The 13,763-nt window shown below is 66.4% G+C and carries 15 protein-coding genes; 2 read left to right on the top strand and 13 right to left on the bottom strand.

What is annotated here, in order from left to right; translation table 11 throughout:
- Nucleotides 1-71: 71 nt before the first annotated feature.
- From ACW7G6_RS10695 to ACW7G6_RS10670, 6 genes are all read right to left on the bottom strand, one after another.
- Nucleotides 72-530 carry a hemerythrin domain-containing protein gene (locus ACW7G6_RS10695; protein WP_456978606.1) on the bottom strand — a complete coding sequence of 153 codons (459 nt, stop codon included), beginning with the start codon at nucleotides 528-530 and terminating at the stop codon, nucleotides 72-74.
- 69 nt (nucleotides 531-599) lie between these two features.
- Nucleotides 600-806, bottom strand: coding sequence for a hypothetical protein (locus ACW7G6_RS10690; RefSeq protein WP_456998232.1), 207 nt, complete (start codon nucleotides 804-806; stop codon nucleotides 600-602).
- A 59-nt stretch (nucleotides 807-865) separates the two neighbouring features.
- A complete protein-coding gene (locus ACW7G6_RS10685) occupies nucleotides 866-1,042 on the bottom strand; it encodes a hypothetical protein (RefSeq protein ID WP_456998231.1) in 177 nt (58 codons plus the stop codon).
- Complete coding sequence (locus tag ACW7G6_RS10680) at nucleotides 1,029-1,610, bottom strand: nucleotidyltransferase domain-containing protein (protein WP_456998230.1); 582 nt, start codon at nucleotides 1,608-1,610, stop codon at nucleotides 1,029-1,031. Before ACW7G6_RS10680 ends, ACW7G6_RS10685 begins: the two co-directional genes overlap by 14 nt.
- Nucleotides 1,611-1,677: 67 nt before the next feature.
- Nucleotides 1,678-3,585, bottom strand: a complete 1,908-nt coding sequence (locus ACW7G6_RS10675) for a DNA/RNA helicase domain-containing protein (RefSeq protein WP_456998229.1) — start codon at nucleotides 3,583-3,585, stop codon at nucleotides 1,678-1,680.
- A 27-nt stretch (nucleotides 3,586-3,612) separates the two neighbouring features.
- Entirely contained in the window at nucleotides 3,613-3,963 is a 351-nt protein-coding gene (locus tag ACW7G6_RS10670) for a nucleotide pyrophosphohydrolase (protein ID WP_456998228.1), read from the bottom strand.
- Nucleotides 3,964-4,001: 38 nt separating this feature from the next.
- On the opposite strand from ACW7G6_RS10670, the gene ACW7G6_RS10665 reads away from it, so the two are divergent.
- A complete protein-coding gene (locus ACW7G6_RS10665) occupies nucleotides 4,002-4,415 on the top strand; it encodes a VOC family protein (protein ID WP_456998227.1) in 414 nt (137 codons plus the stop codon).
- Nucleotides 4,416-4,447: 32 nt separating this feature from the next.
- On the opposite strand, the gene ACW7G6_RS10660 is transcribed toward ACW7G6_RS10665, so the two are convergent.
- From ACW7G6_RS10660 to ACW7G6_RS10630, 7 genes are all read right to left on the bottom strand, one after another.
- Nucleotides 4,448-5,458 (bottom strand): DJ-1/PfpI family protein, encoded by a 1,011-nt coding sequence (locus ACW7G6_RS10660; RefSeq protein ID WP_456998226.1) that lies wholly within the window; start codon nucleotides 5,456-5,458, stop codon nucleotides 4,448-4,450.
- 38 nt (nucleotides 5,459-5,496) lie between these two features.
- The gene (locus ACW7G6_RS10655) at nucleotides 5,497-6,927 is read right to left on the bottom strand and encodes a M64 family metallopeptidase (protein WP_456998225.1); all 1,431 of its coding nucleotides are present in this window, start codon (nucleotides 6,925-6,927) and stop codon (nucleotides 5,497-5,499) included.
- Nucleotides 6,928-7,032: 105 nt separating this feature from the next.
- The gene (locus tag ACW7G6_RS10650) at nucleotides 7,033-8,436 is read right to left on the bottom strand and encodes a M56 family metallopeptidase (protein WP_456998224.1); all 1,404 of its coding nucleotides are present in this window, start codon (nucleotides 8,434-8,436) and stop codon (nucleotides 7,033-7,035) included.
- On the bottom strand, nucleotides 8,433-8,837 hold the full coding sequence (locus ACW7G6_RS10645) for a BlaI/MecI/CopY family transcriptional regulator (RefSeq protein ID WP_456998223.1): 405 nt from the start codon (nucleotides 8,835-8,837) through the stop codon (nucleotides 8,433-8,435). The genes ACW7G6_RS10650 and ACW7G6_RS10645 overlap by 4 nt, the downstream gene beginning before the upstream one ends.
- A 112-nt stretch (nucleotides 8,838-8,949) precedes the next feature.
- Nucleotides 8,950-10,845: an FUSC family protein gene (locus ACW7G6_RS10640; protein WP_456998222.1), complete on the bottom strand. Its 1,896-nt coding sequence runs from the start codon at nucleotides 10,843-10,845 to the stop codon at nucleotides 8,950-8,952.
- A 20-nt stretch (nucleotides 10,846-10,865) separates the two neighbouring features.
- The gene (locus ACW7G6_RS10635; protein ID WP_456998221.1) at nucleotides 10,866-11,306 is read right to left on the bottom strand and encodes a type II toxin-antitoxin system death-on-curing family toxin; all 441 of its coding nucleotides are present in this window, start codon (nucleotides 11,304-11,306) and stop codon (nucleotides 10,866-10,868) included.
- 5 nt (nucleotides 11,307-11,311) lie between these two features.
- Complete coding sequence (locus ACW7G6_RS10630) at nucleotides 11,312-11,533, bottom strand: AbrB/MazE/SpoVT family DNA-binding domain-containing protein (protein WP_456998220.1); 222 nt, start codon at nucleotides 11,531-11,533, stop codon at nucleotides 11,312-11,314.
- A 227-nt stretch (nucleotides 11,534-11,760) separates the two neighbouring features.
- On the opposite strand from ACW7G6_RS10630, the gene ACW7G6_RS10625 reads away from it, so the two are divergent.
- On the top strand, nucleotides 11,761-13,731 hold the full coding sequence (locus tag ACW7G6_RS10625) for a hypothetical protein (protein WP_456998219.1): 1,971 nt from the start codon (nucleotides 11,761-11,763) through the stop codon (nucleotides 13,729-13,731).
- Nucleotides 13,732-13,763 lie beyond the last annotated feature (32 nt).

The raw sequence follows: 13,763 nt of genomic DNA, 5'->3' as shown, positions 1-13,763 counted from the left end.
TGGCGATGGTCTCCACCGGCTCCGACCGCCATGCCAACATCGTGCTGCAGGACCCCTGGGTCTGATTGACGTCAATCCTTCTCCAACTGCTTGCGCATCCGCGCGTAGTCCCGCCGATACTGCCCGGCCAGGCGCGTCTTCTGCGCCTCGCTGAGGATCTTCCCGGACATCTGGAAGAACTTTTTCTCCTCCTCACGCAGGTGGTGGTGCACCTCGTGCGAGAGTTCGCGCGCCTTCTCGATCCAGGCATCGCCGTCGGGCTTCAGCGCCTGCACGTCGGCAACCAGTTCGTCGATCTGGTGATGCTCATGCAGGGCATGGCGGGCCGAGTCCAGACCGGCGTCGTCCATCAGCATCGGGGCGTAGAGGTAGCGCTCCTCGGCCGCCTCGTGCGCCTCCAGCTCTACCCGCACGTCCTTGAACAGGCTGATCCGCGCCTGCGTGCCCGGCTTGCTGCGCAACAGCTTGCGTAACAATGAACGTTGGATCTCATGGCTTTCGCGCAGGGCGTCGTAGAGAGTGTCGGGCATGGCGGAGCTCCGGGAGCGGGGGGGTGGTCGACCACGCCCGAACCGGCGTCAAGGCCGCGCATGCCTGGGTCAACCCAGCAAATCGGACCGGTTGGATTCCAGCCATTGCATTGTTTGGCCAAGCAAAGCATCCGCCTGGGCGATGCACTCCCGGACCGACTCGGGTTCGATCAGATCACCCGAGTAATCATTGATATTGCGTTTCTTGCGCAACGCGTCCATGACCACCCAGGCTTCGCGCGGGATGTCGAGTGTCAATGACAACGTCTGGATCATGGTTTGATGGTGCCCGGGCGTACTTGTCGAAGGCCGGTAGCCGTTCGCCATCAGGCCTGTCAGCGCGCATTGCATGATTGCCTTGTAGGCGGCACGAAACGGGTTTCGTCGCTGATGCCCTCGACCCGCGCATCGGCCAGGTTGCGCCGGGCGGCGGCCAGTAGTCGCTGGACTTCGGCGGGATGGGTGACGTGCGGCTTGAGTTGATTCGTACGGACGAGGTTATCCAAGCTCATCCGCGTTACCTATCAGCCATATCCTGGGCTCCTTCCAGACGCGCGCGACAAAACCTTCCGGTTGGTCGCGCCTTTCCATGAAATCCTCAGGGGAGAGTACCGTGGGATTGATCTCCCTGCGCAACGTGGCCTGCGCGGGTTCCAGCACCAGCACCGTCTCGGCGAAGCTGCAGGTGCCCACGACCATCACGTCGACATCGCTGTGCGCATGGACGTCGCCGGTCGCCATCGAACCATAGACGAACGCGCCAAGGATGCGGTCGGCCAGTGGCAACAACGCGTCACGCAGCACGTCGGCCAAGCCGGCGGTCTTGCGCAGCAGCCCGGCCAACTCCGGCAGGACGGGGCACGCCGGATCGGCCGAGTAAAACACCTGTCGCCCGACCTGGTTACGCTGCAGCACACCCAGTTGCACCAACGCGGCCAACTCGCGATGCAGTGCCCCCGGCGAGATGCCCGTGACGCGGGACAGCGCGCGCACGTGCTGCGTTGTGTCCGGGCGCAGCAACAGTTCCGCCAGAATGGCGGAGCGGGTTTCGCCCAACAGATGGTGGATGAGTGGTTTCATGATCTCTAATTGAGAACATTTGTACTCAATTAGAGAACGATATGCAAGGGAGCCATTTGTTGTGCTCTCAACCGTCCCGGAGCAGCGCCGAAACACCGGAACGCGCCCCTCGTTGCATTCCCTGTTTCAAGAACGCCTGCATTTCCGGATCCACGCAATACACGTAGCAACCCTTCATTCCACGTGTCATGAGCGTCCGGTAGGTGTTTCGGATTATTCGATCCACTCGTTTGCGTGTTGTCTCGGGATCGGACTTCATCAGCTTCTTGTGGCCACGGATCGAGCGGTCCCGGGTCGAACGATTCTCCGGGGCGGTCACCAACTCTCCATCGCGGGCAAGCAGGTCGGGGCCGATGATCACGCCCACATAATCCAGCTCCAGTCCCTGACAGGTGTGGATGCAGCCCACCTCTTCAATTGAATTGGGCGCGATCAGCCAAAGGCTTCCATCCTTATCGAGGTTCCACTGCTTCTCGTAGCCGTGGTCTGGAATGACAATGTCGAAAGCATCCGGATTCTTCTTGCTCGGCCAGTCCCAGCAATAGCCGGCCACCATGCGCGACTTGTTGTTCTTTTTGTTCTTCTCCGCGATCAGTCCGTGCAGCTCGGTGGGTGAGTCGATCACCCGGAAATCGAATGCGTCGGGGTCGAAATCGACGTTGGCGGTTTCGCGAATTCCCAGCAGGTTGTCCAGCCACGCGAGGTAACCATCGGAACCGTTGCAGCGGAACTGCGATGACAGTTCCAATCGGGTGACTTGCGCGCCCAGTTCGCCAGCCCAACGCTCCAGTTCACTGGAATGGCCGATGTCGCTGAGGGTCACCATCTGATCGTCGTCCACGAACAGGATGGTGCATTTGGCGCTGGCGATGACTTCCTTGACCTGGTTCTCGCCGAGATTTCCGTAGAGGCCAGAGAACCTGTTGAGGCGGTGGGCCTCGTCGACGACCAGTGCATCGAACACATTCGGTTCGGTCTCCGTGAACGCGCCCGAGCCACTGAACAGGTTGGATATTTCTACCTGTCTGAAGCTGCCGTTGAGTCTTTGCTTGTAGACGTTGCGGGGTGCCGAGTTCTTGGACACGTACTTGGTGACCAGTCCGAGCTTGGTCAGCGCGACCAGCAAATTGATGGCGACCACGGACTTTCCGGTGCCAGGGCCACCCTTGATGATGGCCACCTGCTTCTTGTCTGAGCGGGCTGTGCGCGCAAGGGCGAGGGCGGTTTCGTAGACAACCTTCTGGTCATCCACCAATACGAACTCGCGGTTGCCCTTGAGCATCTTGGCGAGGCTGTCAGCCAGCATCTTGGACGGTCGGATTCGGCCGTTCTCGATTTTGTAGAGGAGCTCGGCGTTGTCGCCGTGCTTGACGTGCTTCTTGATGAAGGAACGCAAGCGCTCACGCTCGTCGTCCCCGCGCAGGAACAGAGGGGCTTTTTCGATATACGGCGCGTAATGCGGATGACTGATGACTCCGTCATCGATGTAGTTGTGCAGGTATGCGCAAGGCCGGAGGCTGACGCCGCCGTCGTAAACGGCCTCGTTGAATCCTTCCAGCAGGGCAGCGTAGGACCACGCTTGGTAACAGGGGTGTGCTCCCTCGCGTTCATAAGCGCCGCCACGCTGCGCGATCACGATTCCGTCTTTGTCGGTGAGCTTTGACGAGGACCACTGCTTGAGTTCGACTACGATCAAATGTGGACGGTTATCGGGGTCGCGACCGGAAAGGATGAAGTCGATCCGCTTGGATGTTTGAGGTATGCCGTACTCGATGCCCACCCCCATGTTGTCGGGCATGGCATCGTCGCGCAGCACCTTGGCCATTTGTCCGAGGGATTCGCGCCACGAACGGATCTCGGCATCCGGCACGTACTTGCCCGTGGTGGCCAGATAGGCGCGAGACACCACGTCCTCGATGTCACGGTTGTCCGTGTCGTGCAGGAATCCCGACTTTGTACCTTGGTAGATGATCAAGAAACGGCCTCCCCTTTGGCCACGACACTACAACTCGGTGTACTTCGTAATCCGCCCCTTCGCCCGCTCCACCGGATACTTCTTCCCGTTGGCCTCCATCTTCCGCCACGCGGCGTCCACCGGGTCGATGCCCAGTTTGTCGGCCAGCTGCAGCAGGTAGAGCAGGACGTCGGCCAGTTCTTCGGCGACCTGTTCGCGCTTGTCGCCGGGCAAGTCGCGGCTCTGCGCTTCGGTCAGCCACTGGAAGTGTTCCAGCAGTTCGGCCGCTTCCACCGACAGCGCGGCGGACAGGTTCTTCGGGGAGTGGAACTGCCCCCACTCGCGCTCGCGGGCGAACTCGCGCAGGGCGGCTTGCAGTGTTTCGATGTCCTGGCTCATGTGCGGTGTCCGTGCGGTGTCCGGGCTATCCTAAACCCATGACCATTCCCTTTTCCCTCCAGCGCCTCGACCATGTCGTCCTGCGCGTCCGCGACGTGGCGGCGATGCAGGCGTTCTATTGCGATGTCCTCGGCTGCACGGTCGAGAAGCGGCAGGAGGCGATTGGACTGTTGCAGTTGCGCGCGGGGGATTCGCTGATCGACCTGGTCGATGTCGATGGCAAGCTCGGGCGCATGGGCGGCGCGGCGCCGGGGGCGGAGGGTCGCAACATGGACCACCTGTGCCTGCAGGTGTTGCCGTTCGACCGCGAAGCCATCGTCGCCCACTTGCAGGCGCATGGTGTGCAGGTCGGCGAGTTCGGTTCGCGCTACGGCGCGATGGGCGAGGGGCCGTCGCAGTACCTGTCCGACCCGGAGGGCAACGTGGTGGAGCTCAAGGGGCCGCCGGACTGACCAGCGGTGTGTCGTTGCCGACCAGGGCGGTCCTATCTCGCCGGTTCGTCCGCGTCGAGCGTCACCTCGAGCCCGAAGCTATCGGCGGTCTTGGACGGCGTGGGCGTGAAGCTCAGCACGACGTGCCGGTTCTCCATCTCGCCTTCCCAGCGATAGGTGCCGGCGCCCGGCATGCGGGTCCAGTCGCCTTCGGACTGGACGCCGTCGACGATCAACTGCATCAGGATGTCCTGGGTGGCCGGGCTGGTGACTTCGTACTGTATGCGCCACGTCCGCTCGTCCCCAACGGAGACGGTGCGATCGAACTGGGTGCCCTCGGGCCAGACCACGTCCCGCAGCCCCGGCATATAGCGGTCGGCCATGCGACTGCGGACGAAGCCGCCTTCCGGCTGCCAGTCGTACTCCATGTGCAGGGCGGTGCTGCGGGCGACGTCGTTGCCGCGCAGGCGGGCGACCACATGCAGGGCGGCGTCGAGGCCGGATGACAGGCCGGCGGAAGTGATGATCTTGCCGTTATCGGTCCAGCGCACGTCGCGAACGACATCGATCCTGGGGTACTGGCGGGCGAGTTGATCGATGCGGGGAGTAAACGTGGTGGCTTGCAAGCCGTCCAGCAGTCCGGCGGCGCCGAGCACGTGGGCACCGGTGCAGACCGACAGCACGTGGCGGGCGTTGGTCGCACGTGAGCGGATGAAGTCGAGCAGGGCCGTGTCCTGCTGCGCGTCGCCGACATCGCCGCCCGGCACCAGCAGCACATCGAACGCCGGGGCACTGGCGAAGTCATGGTCCGGGGTGACTTTAAGCCCCATCGCGGTGGTGATCGGCTTGCCGTCGCGCGTGAGGGTGACCACGCCGAACCCGGCCGTGCCGAAGACTTCGTAAGGACCGGCGAAGTCGATGATCTGCACGCCGTCGAACAACACGATGCCGACGTTCACTTCGGGCTGGGAACTGGGTGCATTGCCCGCGAAAGCCGGACGGGGCAGCGCAGATGAAAGCAACAGGGCGAGCACGATGCCGATTACGGCCGCTGGACTGCGCATGACTGGATCTCCATATGGGGTCGGGTCCGAGGGAAGGCTTAAGGGGTCGCCCGCGAATACAGGTCGATGATCTCCGCCACCGCGTCGGCGCAGACCTGGCAGTAGGCATCGCTGCGGTCGAACATCAGGCATTGTATCTGCGAGCGGTAGTAGCCGGTCGGGGCGTAGTTGGCGCCGTCGAAGGCGCCGACGGCGTCTCGGTACGGGGCATCGGCGAACAGCTGGTTGGTGTAGGCCAGTTCCTCGCGGAACAGGGCTTCCATCTCGGACTCGGGCCGCCTGTCGGCGCGCAGTTGAGCGCGGGTCTGCTGGAACTCGCGTTGGCGCGCTTCGTATTCGGTTTTCGGCCACGGGGTCGGCACCGGGGTCTCGGCGCGCACGTGGTGGCCCCATTTCAGTCGGGCGGGGTCGCGCAGGGCAGTGACGTTGGGCTCCCACGGTTCGACCCTGGCGTCGGTGGGCGCATAGGCCACCGGCGAGGTGTAGTACTCGTCGGCGAGGCCGGCGAAGTGGTGGCTGAACTCGTGCACGAACAGGTAGTCGGCGAAGGCGTTGTCGGCCGCGGCGGTGCTGAACTGGCCGAAGATGCCGCCGCCGCCGTAGGTCTGGTTGTTGACCAGGATCTCGATGAACTCGTTGGGGGCATGCTGGGCGATCTCGCGCAGGGCGCGGTTGTCGAGCGCCAGCACGTAGCGCTCGCTGCCGAAGATGTCGTAGCGCGCACCGAGCGCGGAGGGGTGGTAGTCGCCGGTCGACGGGCGCGAGATGCCGGATTGCGGGGTCGGCGCCATCAACGCCCAGACGTTGAAGTCGGCGGCGCGCTCCTTGAACGGCGAGACGGTGAACAGGTGGTCGCTCAGACGCCGGGCGTCGGCGATGAACTTGTCGCGCTCGGCTTCGGTGTAGCCGTCGCCGAGGATCAGCAGGTCGACCTTCTGCGCCGAGGGGCCGCTGTCGCGGATTGCGACGGGCTTGAGGGTGGAGGGCATGGTGTTGCGCTGGACGGTCAGGGCGCCGGGGTCGATGTCGATGCTCCAGATCGGCACGAAGGCGTTGGCGGCGTCGCGCTCGTAAATGCGCACGGTGACCGGGCTGGCCGGCGTCGGGAAACGCAACGATTCCTGGAACCCACGCGATACGCTGCCGGCTTCTTCAGTAGTGCGCCATTCGGCGAAAATGGTGCTGAAGCCGCGCGAGTACAGCAGCTCGCCGGTCGCGGCATCGTGCACTTCGAACTTGTTGTGGCCGCGGTTGCTGTCGTCGACCGGCCGCGCGGGGTTGCCCGGCCACGGCAGCGGTTCGATCACGATGCGGTCGAGCGCGTAGTGTTGCTCGTCGGCGTTGCCGGTGTGCAGGTAGTCCAGCCGCATCGTCTGCGGCGTCGCGCCCGGCGAAGCGACGGCCATGCCGATGGACGCGAGCAGCAGGACGAGCGAACCGAGGGCGCTTCGGAACAGGCAACGGGTCATTGGGCTGGCCGGCGAGTGGTGTCCCGGCGAGTCTATGGCCACGACTGCGGACGTGCATCCGGCCAGCCGCATTGCCGGCGCGGGACCGGCAACGCGGGGCAGCGATCAGTCGCCCGAAACTTCCAGCGTCAAGACGGTCCAGGTGCCGCCCTGCAGTTCGCTCTGGACGTGGACCCGTGCGGTGTCCTTCGGCCCCGATACCGCAAACCTGAGGTCGGCGCGGTCGTCGTCTATCCATAGGTCATGTCCGCCGTCCACGCCGCGGACCGGCGAGCCCACCACGCCGATCACGCCGGCGTCGGCCTGCGCGCTGCGGAGGGCGGACTGGTACGCGGCGCTGGCAGCCGGCGCGGGGGGCGTTGGCGGGGCCGGTGGTGCGGGCGGAGCGGATGGCACCGGTGGCAACTCCCCCGACCACGGGGCTGGCGGGGCCGGCGGTGCCGGCGGCGGTGGCGGTGGGGTCAGCACGTGGTTTTCGACCGATGTCGCGGGCATGGGCTGCGCAGGGGCTGAAGATTGTGGCGATTGCACCTGCGCGGCCAGCAGCGCGCCGGAGCACACCGCGGCGATGACGCCCATCGGGATCGCCCAGCGCAGGCGCGGTGAACGGGCGGCAGGATCGGATGACAGCAGGCGGGCTATGCGTTTCATGAGCGGACCTCCAGTGGCGGACAGGGCAAGCGCAGGGGTGGGCAAGCGGTGGTGCTCCAGCGTCGCCAGCGCCTCGGCCAGCACGATGGCGTCGCCACATACCGACACCGCCAGGTCGTCGCAGGCGTTCTCGCGTTCCTGGCGGATGCGGCGGCTGAGCCACCACATGCCGGGGTGGTAGAACAGCAGCGCTTCGACGGCGCACTGCAGGCCATTCCAGATCCAGTCGAGGCGGCGGATGTGGGCCAGCTCGTGCGCGATCAGCGCTTCGATCTGGTCGGGGTCGAGTCGGGTCAGGATCGACAGTGGCAACCACACCACCGGTCGCCATGCGTGGGCGGTGCAGGGCAGGTCCAGCCGCTGCAGCAACCGGACCACGATGGGGCGGCGGATGCCGAGCCGTAGCCGCAACCGATCGGTGCGCTGCAGCCAGTGCGCGGGCAGCGGCGAGAATTCCTGCCGGTCGAGCGTACGCACGACCCACCAGCCGCCCAGCAACCGTGCGGCCATCGCCAGTACGCCGGCGCACCACAGCCACGGCAGCCAGTCCGGCGCGGTGATTGCGTGGCCCGGGACCATGTCGAGTGCGGGTGCGGTCACCAGTGCAGACCACGCCGGACTCGCTTCCGGAATGCCCCCGGCCACCGCGGGTTGACCGATCAGCCACGCGAAGGTCGCCACCGGCGCAGCCGCCATCAACAGCAGGAACCCCATGGCCACCGCGTGCCGGGTCGCGGCACTGTGTCGTTGCAACAGAGCCAGTATCGACGCCGCAAGCAGCGTGAGCAGCGCCACCTGCCAGAGCGAGTGCAGCAGGCTGGTCGCGAGCGCGGACTGCACCGTGTGGAGCATGTTCATGACCGACTCCCGTTGCCGCTTCCGCGTTGTTTCCTGGCCTGCGCGATCATCCGCGCGATTTCATCGAGGTCTTCGGCGCTGGTCCGGTCGACGTCCAGTGCCCGTTGCATCAGTTGCAGCGCGGAGCCCGAAAACGCGCGGTGCATGAGGTCGGTCAGCAGCGCCGACTGCACCTGCGGTTCCGGATGCACTGCGGCGTACCGGTGGCTGCGCTCGGACTCGTCGCGGACCACCAGGCCCTTGTCGGCCATGATCGTCATCATCTTCAGCACGGTGGTGTAGGCGGTGTCGCGGGTCCGGGTCAGCGCGTCGTGGACCTCGCGCACGGTGCACGGCCCGGAGCGATCCCACAGGACGCGCAGGATCGCCAGTTCGCCTTCGGTGGGACGGGGTTGGGACATGTCGGCTCCTATCTACTAATCGGATAGTACTACTTGATTAGTATATGTCAACGGCCAGCCGCAGTGCTGCTCCTGATTACCTCAAGGCGCAAGTGGGACGGAAAGCGCGGCCTCAGGGATCGATGACGGGCGGCGTGTCGGTTTGCGGCTTGCGTACCAGGCATTCGCGCAGGTCGCCGAGCTCGGCCTGGAGCACGTGCGGGAGCGCGGCGAGCGACGTGGGCGTGCTGCCGTCGCGCACGGCGTCGGCGAGGGCATCGAGTGCCTGGTGCACGCGTGCTTCGCCATCGGCAGGGAACATCGACGCGGCGGCCTCGCGCGCGGCGTCTCCGGCGAGGTGTTCCAGCGACCAGCAGGCCGACAGGGTGCGGTAGGCGAGGCGTTCGGTGGCGGCGACCGCGGGCCAGCTGTGCTCGGCGGCGAGGCGCTGCTGGCGCGAGGCGGCGAGGCTTTCTTCGTGCGCCTGTGCGAGGGCGAAGCTGGCGTGCTGGAGCTGGCGCCGTGCATGTCTGGCTTCGGTGGTGGTGACGGCGCCGGCAGCGAGGTGGACGACCACCGCGTCGACCGCCTGCAGTGCACGTACCAGTTGTTCGGGAATCAGCGCGGTCGACGCGCGCGGCGGGATCAGCCGGAACGCCAGCAGCGCCACCACGCAGCCGGCCAGGGTGTCGATGCCACGCGCCAACAGGTAACTCCCGGGCGACGCCACCGGCTGCCCGCCGCTGGCGAGGGTCAGCGCCGCGCCGGTGATGAACACCACCGCCAGCGTGTAGTTGCGCACCACCACCATCTCGATGGTGAACTGCAGCGCCATCACCACCAGCGCGAGCCACAGGCCTTGCGGGTGAGCGACGATGATCGCGCCGGCCAGCAGCAGCCCGACCCAGGTGCCAAGCAGGCGCTCGATGCTGCGTTGGAGCATCCGCAGCCAGTCGAAGCCCTGGTGGAGCATCAGCACCGCCGCGGCGACCGCCCAGTACGCCCGGTCGAGGTGGACGGCCGCGCCGAGCGCACCGGCGACCACGGCCGCCACGCCGACGCGCAGAATCACCCGGCGCGAGTTGGAGCCGGGTTGCAATGCTTCCAGCAGCACGGCGCGGGCGCTGGGATGGCCCAGTGGTACCTCGTTGGTTGTGGAGCCGGGCAGTTCGCGCGGGTCGCGGACCTGTGCCAGCAGCCGGCGCAGGTCGTCAGGCAGGTCAGCCGGCACCGGCGATTGCCGACTGGCTGCGCCCATCGCCTCGGCGAAACGCAGGTGCAACTCATGGTTGAGAGTGCGCAGGCGGCCGAGCGTGCCGTCGGCGCGCACGTGCGCCGGCTGTTGGCTGACCAGCACCGACCACGCCCGGTGCAGGGTGAATGCCGCGCGGTGGCGGGCCCGGCCTTCGCGGGCGCTGCCGATCGCCGCGACGTAGTCGATCACCGCTGTGCCGGCGACCGCGACCGCGCTGCGTTCCGGTCCATGCGGCAGGAAAAGCGCGCCGCCCATGTGCACCAGCCACGCAAAGCCGCCGCCGGCCAACACCAGCGTTGCCGCATGCAGCGGGGTCAGATGCGCGGCCGGCATCGCGGTGCCGGCCGCGCAGGCCAGCGCGAACATGTAGGCGCCCGGCGGCCCGATCTGCAGCGCGTTGCCCAGCCAGGTGGCGAGCATCGCGATGAGCGCGACCATCGATACCGTTGCCCACGCCGACGTGCCCGCCCACAGCCCCAAACCGACCGCCAGCGCGAATGCCGATGCGATCACCGCGAGGTGCCTGGCGCGACTCAGGTAGGGCCGGCCGGCGCCGTACAACGCGGTGAATCCGCCGATGCCCGCCATCAGCCCGGCCGGCACGTCGCCAGCCAGCGCGCCGGCGACGACCGGCGCACCCATGCAGGCACTGGCGCGCAATGCGAACAGCCAACGTCGCGGCGTGGGCGGCTGGATGTGCGCCATGCCGCGCAGCATGCGGCTGACGGGCGAGATCGGCGGCGTGGTCGACATGCGGCGATTGTGGCCGATCATCGCCCGGCCGGCACGGCGACTCAGCCGCCGACCTTGCCCGCGTAACGCTTCGGCGGCTCGTGCACGCCGCTGCCTGGTTCAAGCTGGATGTGGCGACGCAGCCACGCGGCGAACTCGGCTTCCGGCATCGAGCCTTCGGCAAGGGCGAGCATTGAGGTGTACTTGTCTTCGTTGCTTGCGACCAGAGTGAAGCCATTGAGCTGCAGGAACACCCGATAGCAGACATGCGCGGTGCGCTTGTTGCCGTCGACGAACGGATGGTTGCGCGCCAGCCCGAACGCGAGGCTGGCGGCGAGGTCGGCCAGGTCGGGTGGCGGATCGCCATACGCATGGAGTTGTTGCGGCCGCGCCAGGGCCGAGTCCAGCAATCCGGCGTCACGCAATTCGCTGCCACCGCCGTGCTCGGCGAGCTGGCGGTCGTGGATGGCCAGTGCGAGCGCCTTCTCGATCCAGATGATCATGGCCGTCATTGCGCCAGCTTGCGCAGCACGTCGCGGTCCTCGCGCATGATTCGCTCGGCTACTTCCATCTGTGCGGCCAGGGTTGGGTCGTACACGGTGAGCTTGACGCCGTCGGGCGTCTCCAGCACGAACAGCTCGTCGCCCTTTTCCAGCCGCAGCCGGGCCAGCAGTTCCTTGGGCAGGATGATGCCGGCGGAATTGCCGATGGTGGTGATCTTGAGTTTCATGGGGACCTCGGCACGACGGTTATAACGTTAGTTATATATCGCTCTGAGCCAGGAGGCAAGTGTGGCTCCGTCGTCGCAGTTGAACGAGCGTCCGGGATTCACACCGGTTCCCGCGCATGAGACTCGCGTCACGGTAATCGCGCAAAGTGCGGGGGAATTGTCCTCCCGGTATCATTTCCCTGGTGGTAACTACTTCGATTTTTCGACGTAGCACAGGGGAAGGAACCATGAATCGATACGGATGGGTTGCACTGCTTGCCGTGCTGGCCTTGAGCGCCTGCAGTGGTGATGGGGATGCATCGGCCGATGGTGGCGACGCGGCGGCGCGCGAGGGCGACCGTACTTCGCTGCTGTCCCGGGTTTTCAGCGGTGGTGATCGTGGCCACGACTTCGCCGACATCCCCAAGGGCGCGTGGACCGACTTGGTAGGGCAACTGACACAGGCCGATGATCTGGATGCGGCGGTGGCCGCGACCCGCGAGATCCTCGCGCGCAGCGGCATCGCCACCCGCGACGGCGAGCGCGAACTGGTGGCCGCGCATGCCCCCGCCGCTTCGTTCACGGTGACGCCGCGGGAAACCGTGCACATGGCGATGGAAGCGCGCGACCGCGGCGTCCGCGCGCGTCTGGAAGTGGCCGAGTTCGCGCACATGCTCGCGTCTTTTGGCTGGGAGTTCCCGAATGCCCAGCAGTCCGGCAATGCCCGGCATCCCAGCCGCGACATCGAGGACGAGTACACGCAAGAGCGTCGCCGCGAGGCACAACGCGAGGTGGAGCAGGCGCGGCAAGTCGCGCGCGAAGCCGAGGGGACCGAATTCGAGGCCTGGGAGGATTCGGTGCTGGATGCGTCCCAAGCCCGCTCAAGCGAGGCGCGCGCGCGCGCCGAACGAGCCAACCAGGCCGTGCGCGACGCCACCAGGCGCGGCGCGAAGCAGGCGCAATCCGTGGTGCTGGCCGCGCGCGAGGAACTGACCGCTGCGCGAGAAGAACTGACCGCTGCGCGGGAAGCGGCGAACGCGGCGCGCGAAACCCTGCGCGAAGGACAGGACTCGCGCAAGGAGCGACGCGATGCGATGCGGCAGGCAGAGCGCCTCCAAAACGTCTACGCGAGCAAGGTCGGGCCCGAGTACGGGGCTGGCGAGGATTTCCAGCTTGCGCTTGAGCGCTGGGTGCAGGCGGCGGCCAAGGCGCCGGAGGATCCGGCCAGTTTCGTGCCGCTGTTCATCACCGAGATGGCGCGGCTGCAGGATCCGCCGGTCGACCTGGCCGATCCGCAGCGGCGTGTGCTGGGGCGCCCGGGTTCCGAGCTTCCGGTCAAGGGGGCTGGTCCACGTTCCGGGCAGACCCGCCTGTCCCTGCTGGAGATGCAGTTGATCCTGGCCGCATTCGACCGCGATGCCGGCACCGGCAACGACAAGGCGTTGGTGTCCAGCTTCGAGAAGGCCATCAACGGGAAACCGGAACAAGCGGCCAATGCCATCGCCATCGCCCGCGGGGTCGCCAGGGTTGCGTCGTCGCTGGCCGGTGAACCGCTGGACCTGGAGGTCGAGCCGAAGCAACTGCACCGGCCGGAAGACGAGAGCATGCAGGTGAAGTTCACCGCCACCGGCGCCGCTGACGAAGCGGCGAGGCTGCACTGGCGCCTGGTCGCCGGCGCGCCCGTGCATGCGCAATGGTCGCTGCGCAACAACGAATTCCAACTGGAGGGCGCGCACCAGTCGGGCAGTCCCGCGCGGGTATCGTCGTCGGAATCCGAGGGCGACTACATCGTCGACATCCGCACCGAGTCCGGCCACCACGGGACCGAGGCACGCGGCTACGTGACCGCGTACGTCGGTGCCGAGGATCCGTCTTCGCCGTCGCTCGACGACTGGTGGAAGGAAGGCGTCAACCGCGGCTTCCAGCGGACCCCCGAGGAGTTGGCCGAGATGATCAACGAAGGGGCGCCTCGCAACCGCGGTTTCCTGCGAACCCCCGAGGAGCTGCAGCAGATGCTCGCCGCCTGGCTCGAGGAGACCTCCACGCCCAGGGCCTATGCCAGCGTCGAGGTCTCGTATCACTGCGCGAACCCGACCACGATCCATCTCTATGTCACCGATCCGGTCGCGGACGGTGGCGGCGATGGCGGCGAAGCCTGCACGTTCACCTTCGCGACCAGGGACGCATTCCTGGAGTGGCGGGAGGCAAACGGCGGCTGAGTATGGCCATCGGGTGGCGGCGCGGCGTGCGA

Source organism: Lysobacter sp. A421, assembly GCF_054052145.1.
This window is presented reverse-complemented; position numbering and strand designations above follow the sequence as displayed.

Bases quoted from the DNA above. Each gene is read 5' to 3' on its own strand.
- ACW7G6_RS10695 (WP_456978606.1), bottom strand. From the start codon at position 530: ATGCCCGACACTCTCTACGACGCCCTGCGCGAAAGCCATGAGATCCAA.
- ACW7G6_RS10690 (WP_456998232.1), bottom strand. From the start codon at position 806: ATGATCCAGACGTTGTCATTGACACTCGACATCCCGCGCGAAGCCTGG.
- ACW7G6_RS10685 (WP_456998231.1), bottom strand. From the start codon at position 1,042: ATGAGCTTGGATAACCTCGTCCGTACGAATCAACTCAAGCCGCACGTC.
- ACW7G6_RS10680 (WP_456998230.1), bottom strand. From the start codon at position 1,610: ATGAAACCACTCATCCACCATCTGTTGGGCGAAACCCGCTCCGCCATT.
- ACW7G6_RS10670 (WP_456998228.1), bottom strand. From the start codon at position 3,963: ATGAGCCAGGACATCGAAACACTGCAAGCCGCCCTGCGCGAGTTCGCC.
- ACW7G6_RS10665 (WP_456998227.1), top strand. From the start codon at position 4,002: ATGACCATTCCCTTTTCCCTCCAGCGCCTCGACCATGTCGTCCTGCGC.
- ACW7G6_RS10660 (WP_456998226.1), bottom strand. From the start codon at position 5,458: ATGCGCAGTCCAGCGGCCGTAATCGGCATCGTGCTCGCCCTGTTGCTT.
- ACW7G6_RS10655 (WP_456998225.1), bottom strand. From the start codon at position 6,927: ATGACCCGTTGCCTGTTCCGAAGCGCCCTCGGTTCGCTCGTCCTGCTG.
- ACW7G6_RS10650 (WP_456998224.1), bottom strand. From the start codon at position 8,436: ATGAACATGCTCCACACGGTGCAGTCCGCGCTCGCGACCAGCCTGCTG.
- ACW7G6_RS10645 (WP_456998223.1), bottom strand. From the start codon at position 8,837: ATGTCCCAACCCCGTCCCACCGAAGGCGAACTGGCGATCCTGCGCGTC.
- ACW7G6_RS10640 (WP_456998222.1), bottom strand. From the start codon at position 10,845: ATGATCGGCCACAATCGCCGCATGTCGACCACGCCGCCGATCTCGCCC.
- ACW7G6_RS10635 (WP_456998221.1), bottom strand. From the start codon at position 11,306: ATGATCATCTGGATCGAGAAGGCGCTCGCACTGGCCATCCACGACCGC.
- ACW7G6_RS10630 (WP_456998220.1), bottom strand. From the start codon at position 11,533: ATGAAACTCAAGATCACCACCATCGGCAATTCCGCCGGCATCATCCTG.
- ACW7G6_RS10625 (WP_456998219.1), top strand. From the start codon at position 11,761: ATGAATCGATACGGATGGGTTGCACTGCTTGCCGTGCTGGCCTTGAGC.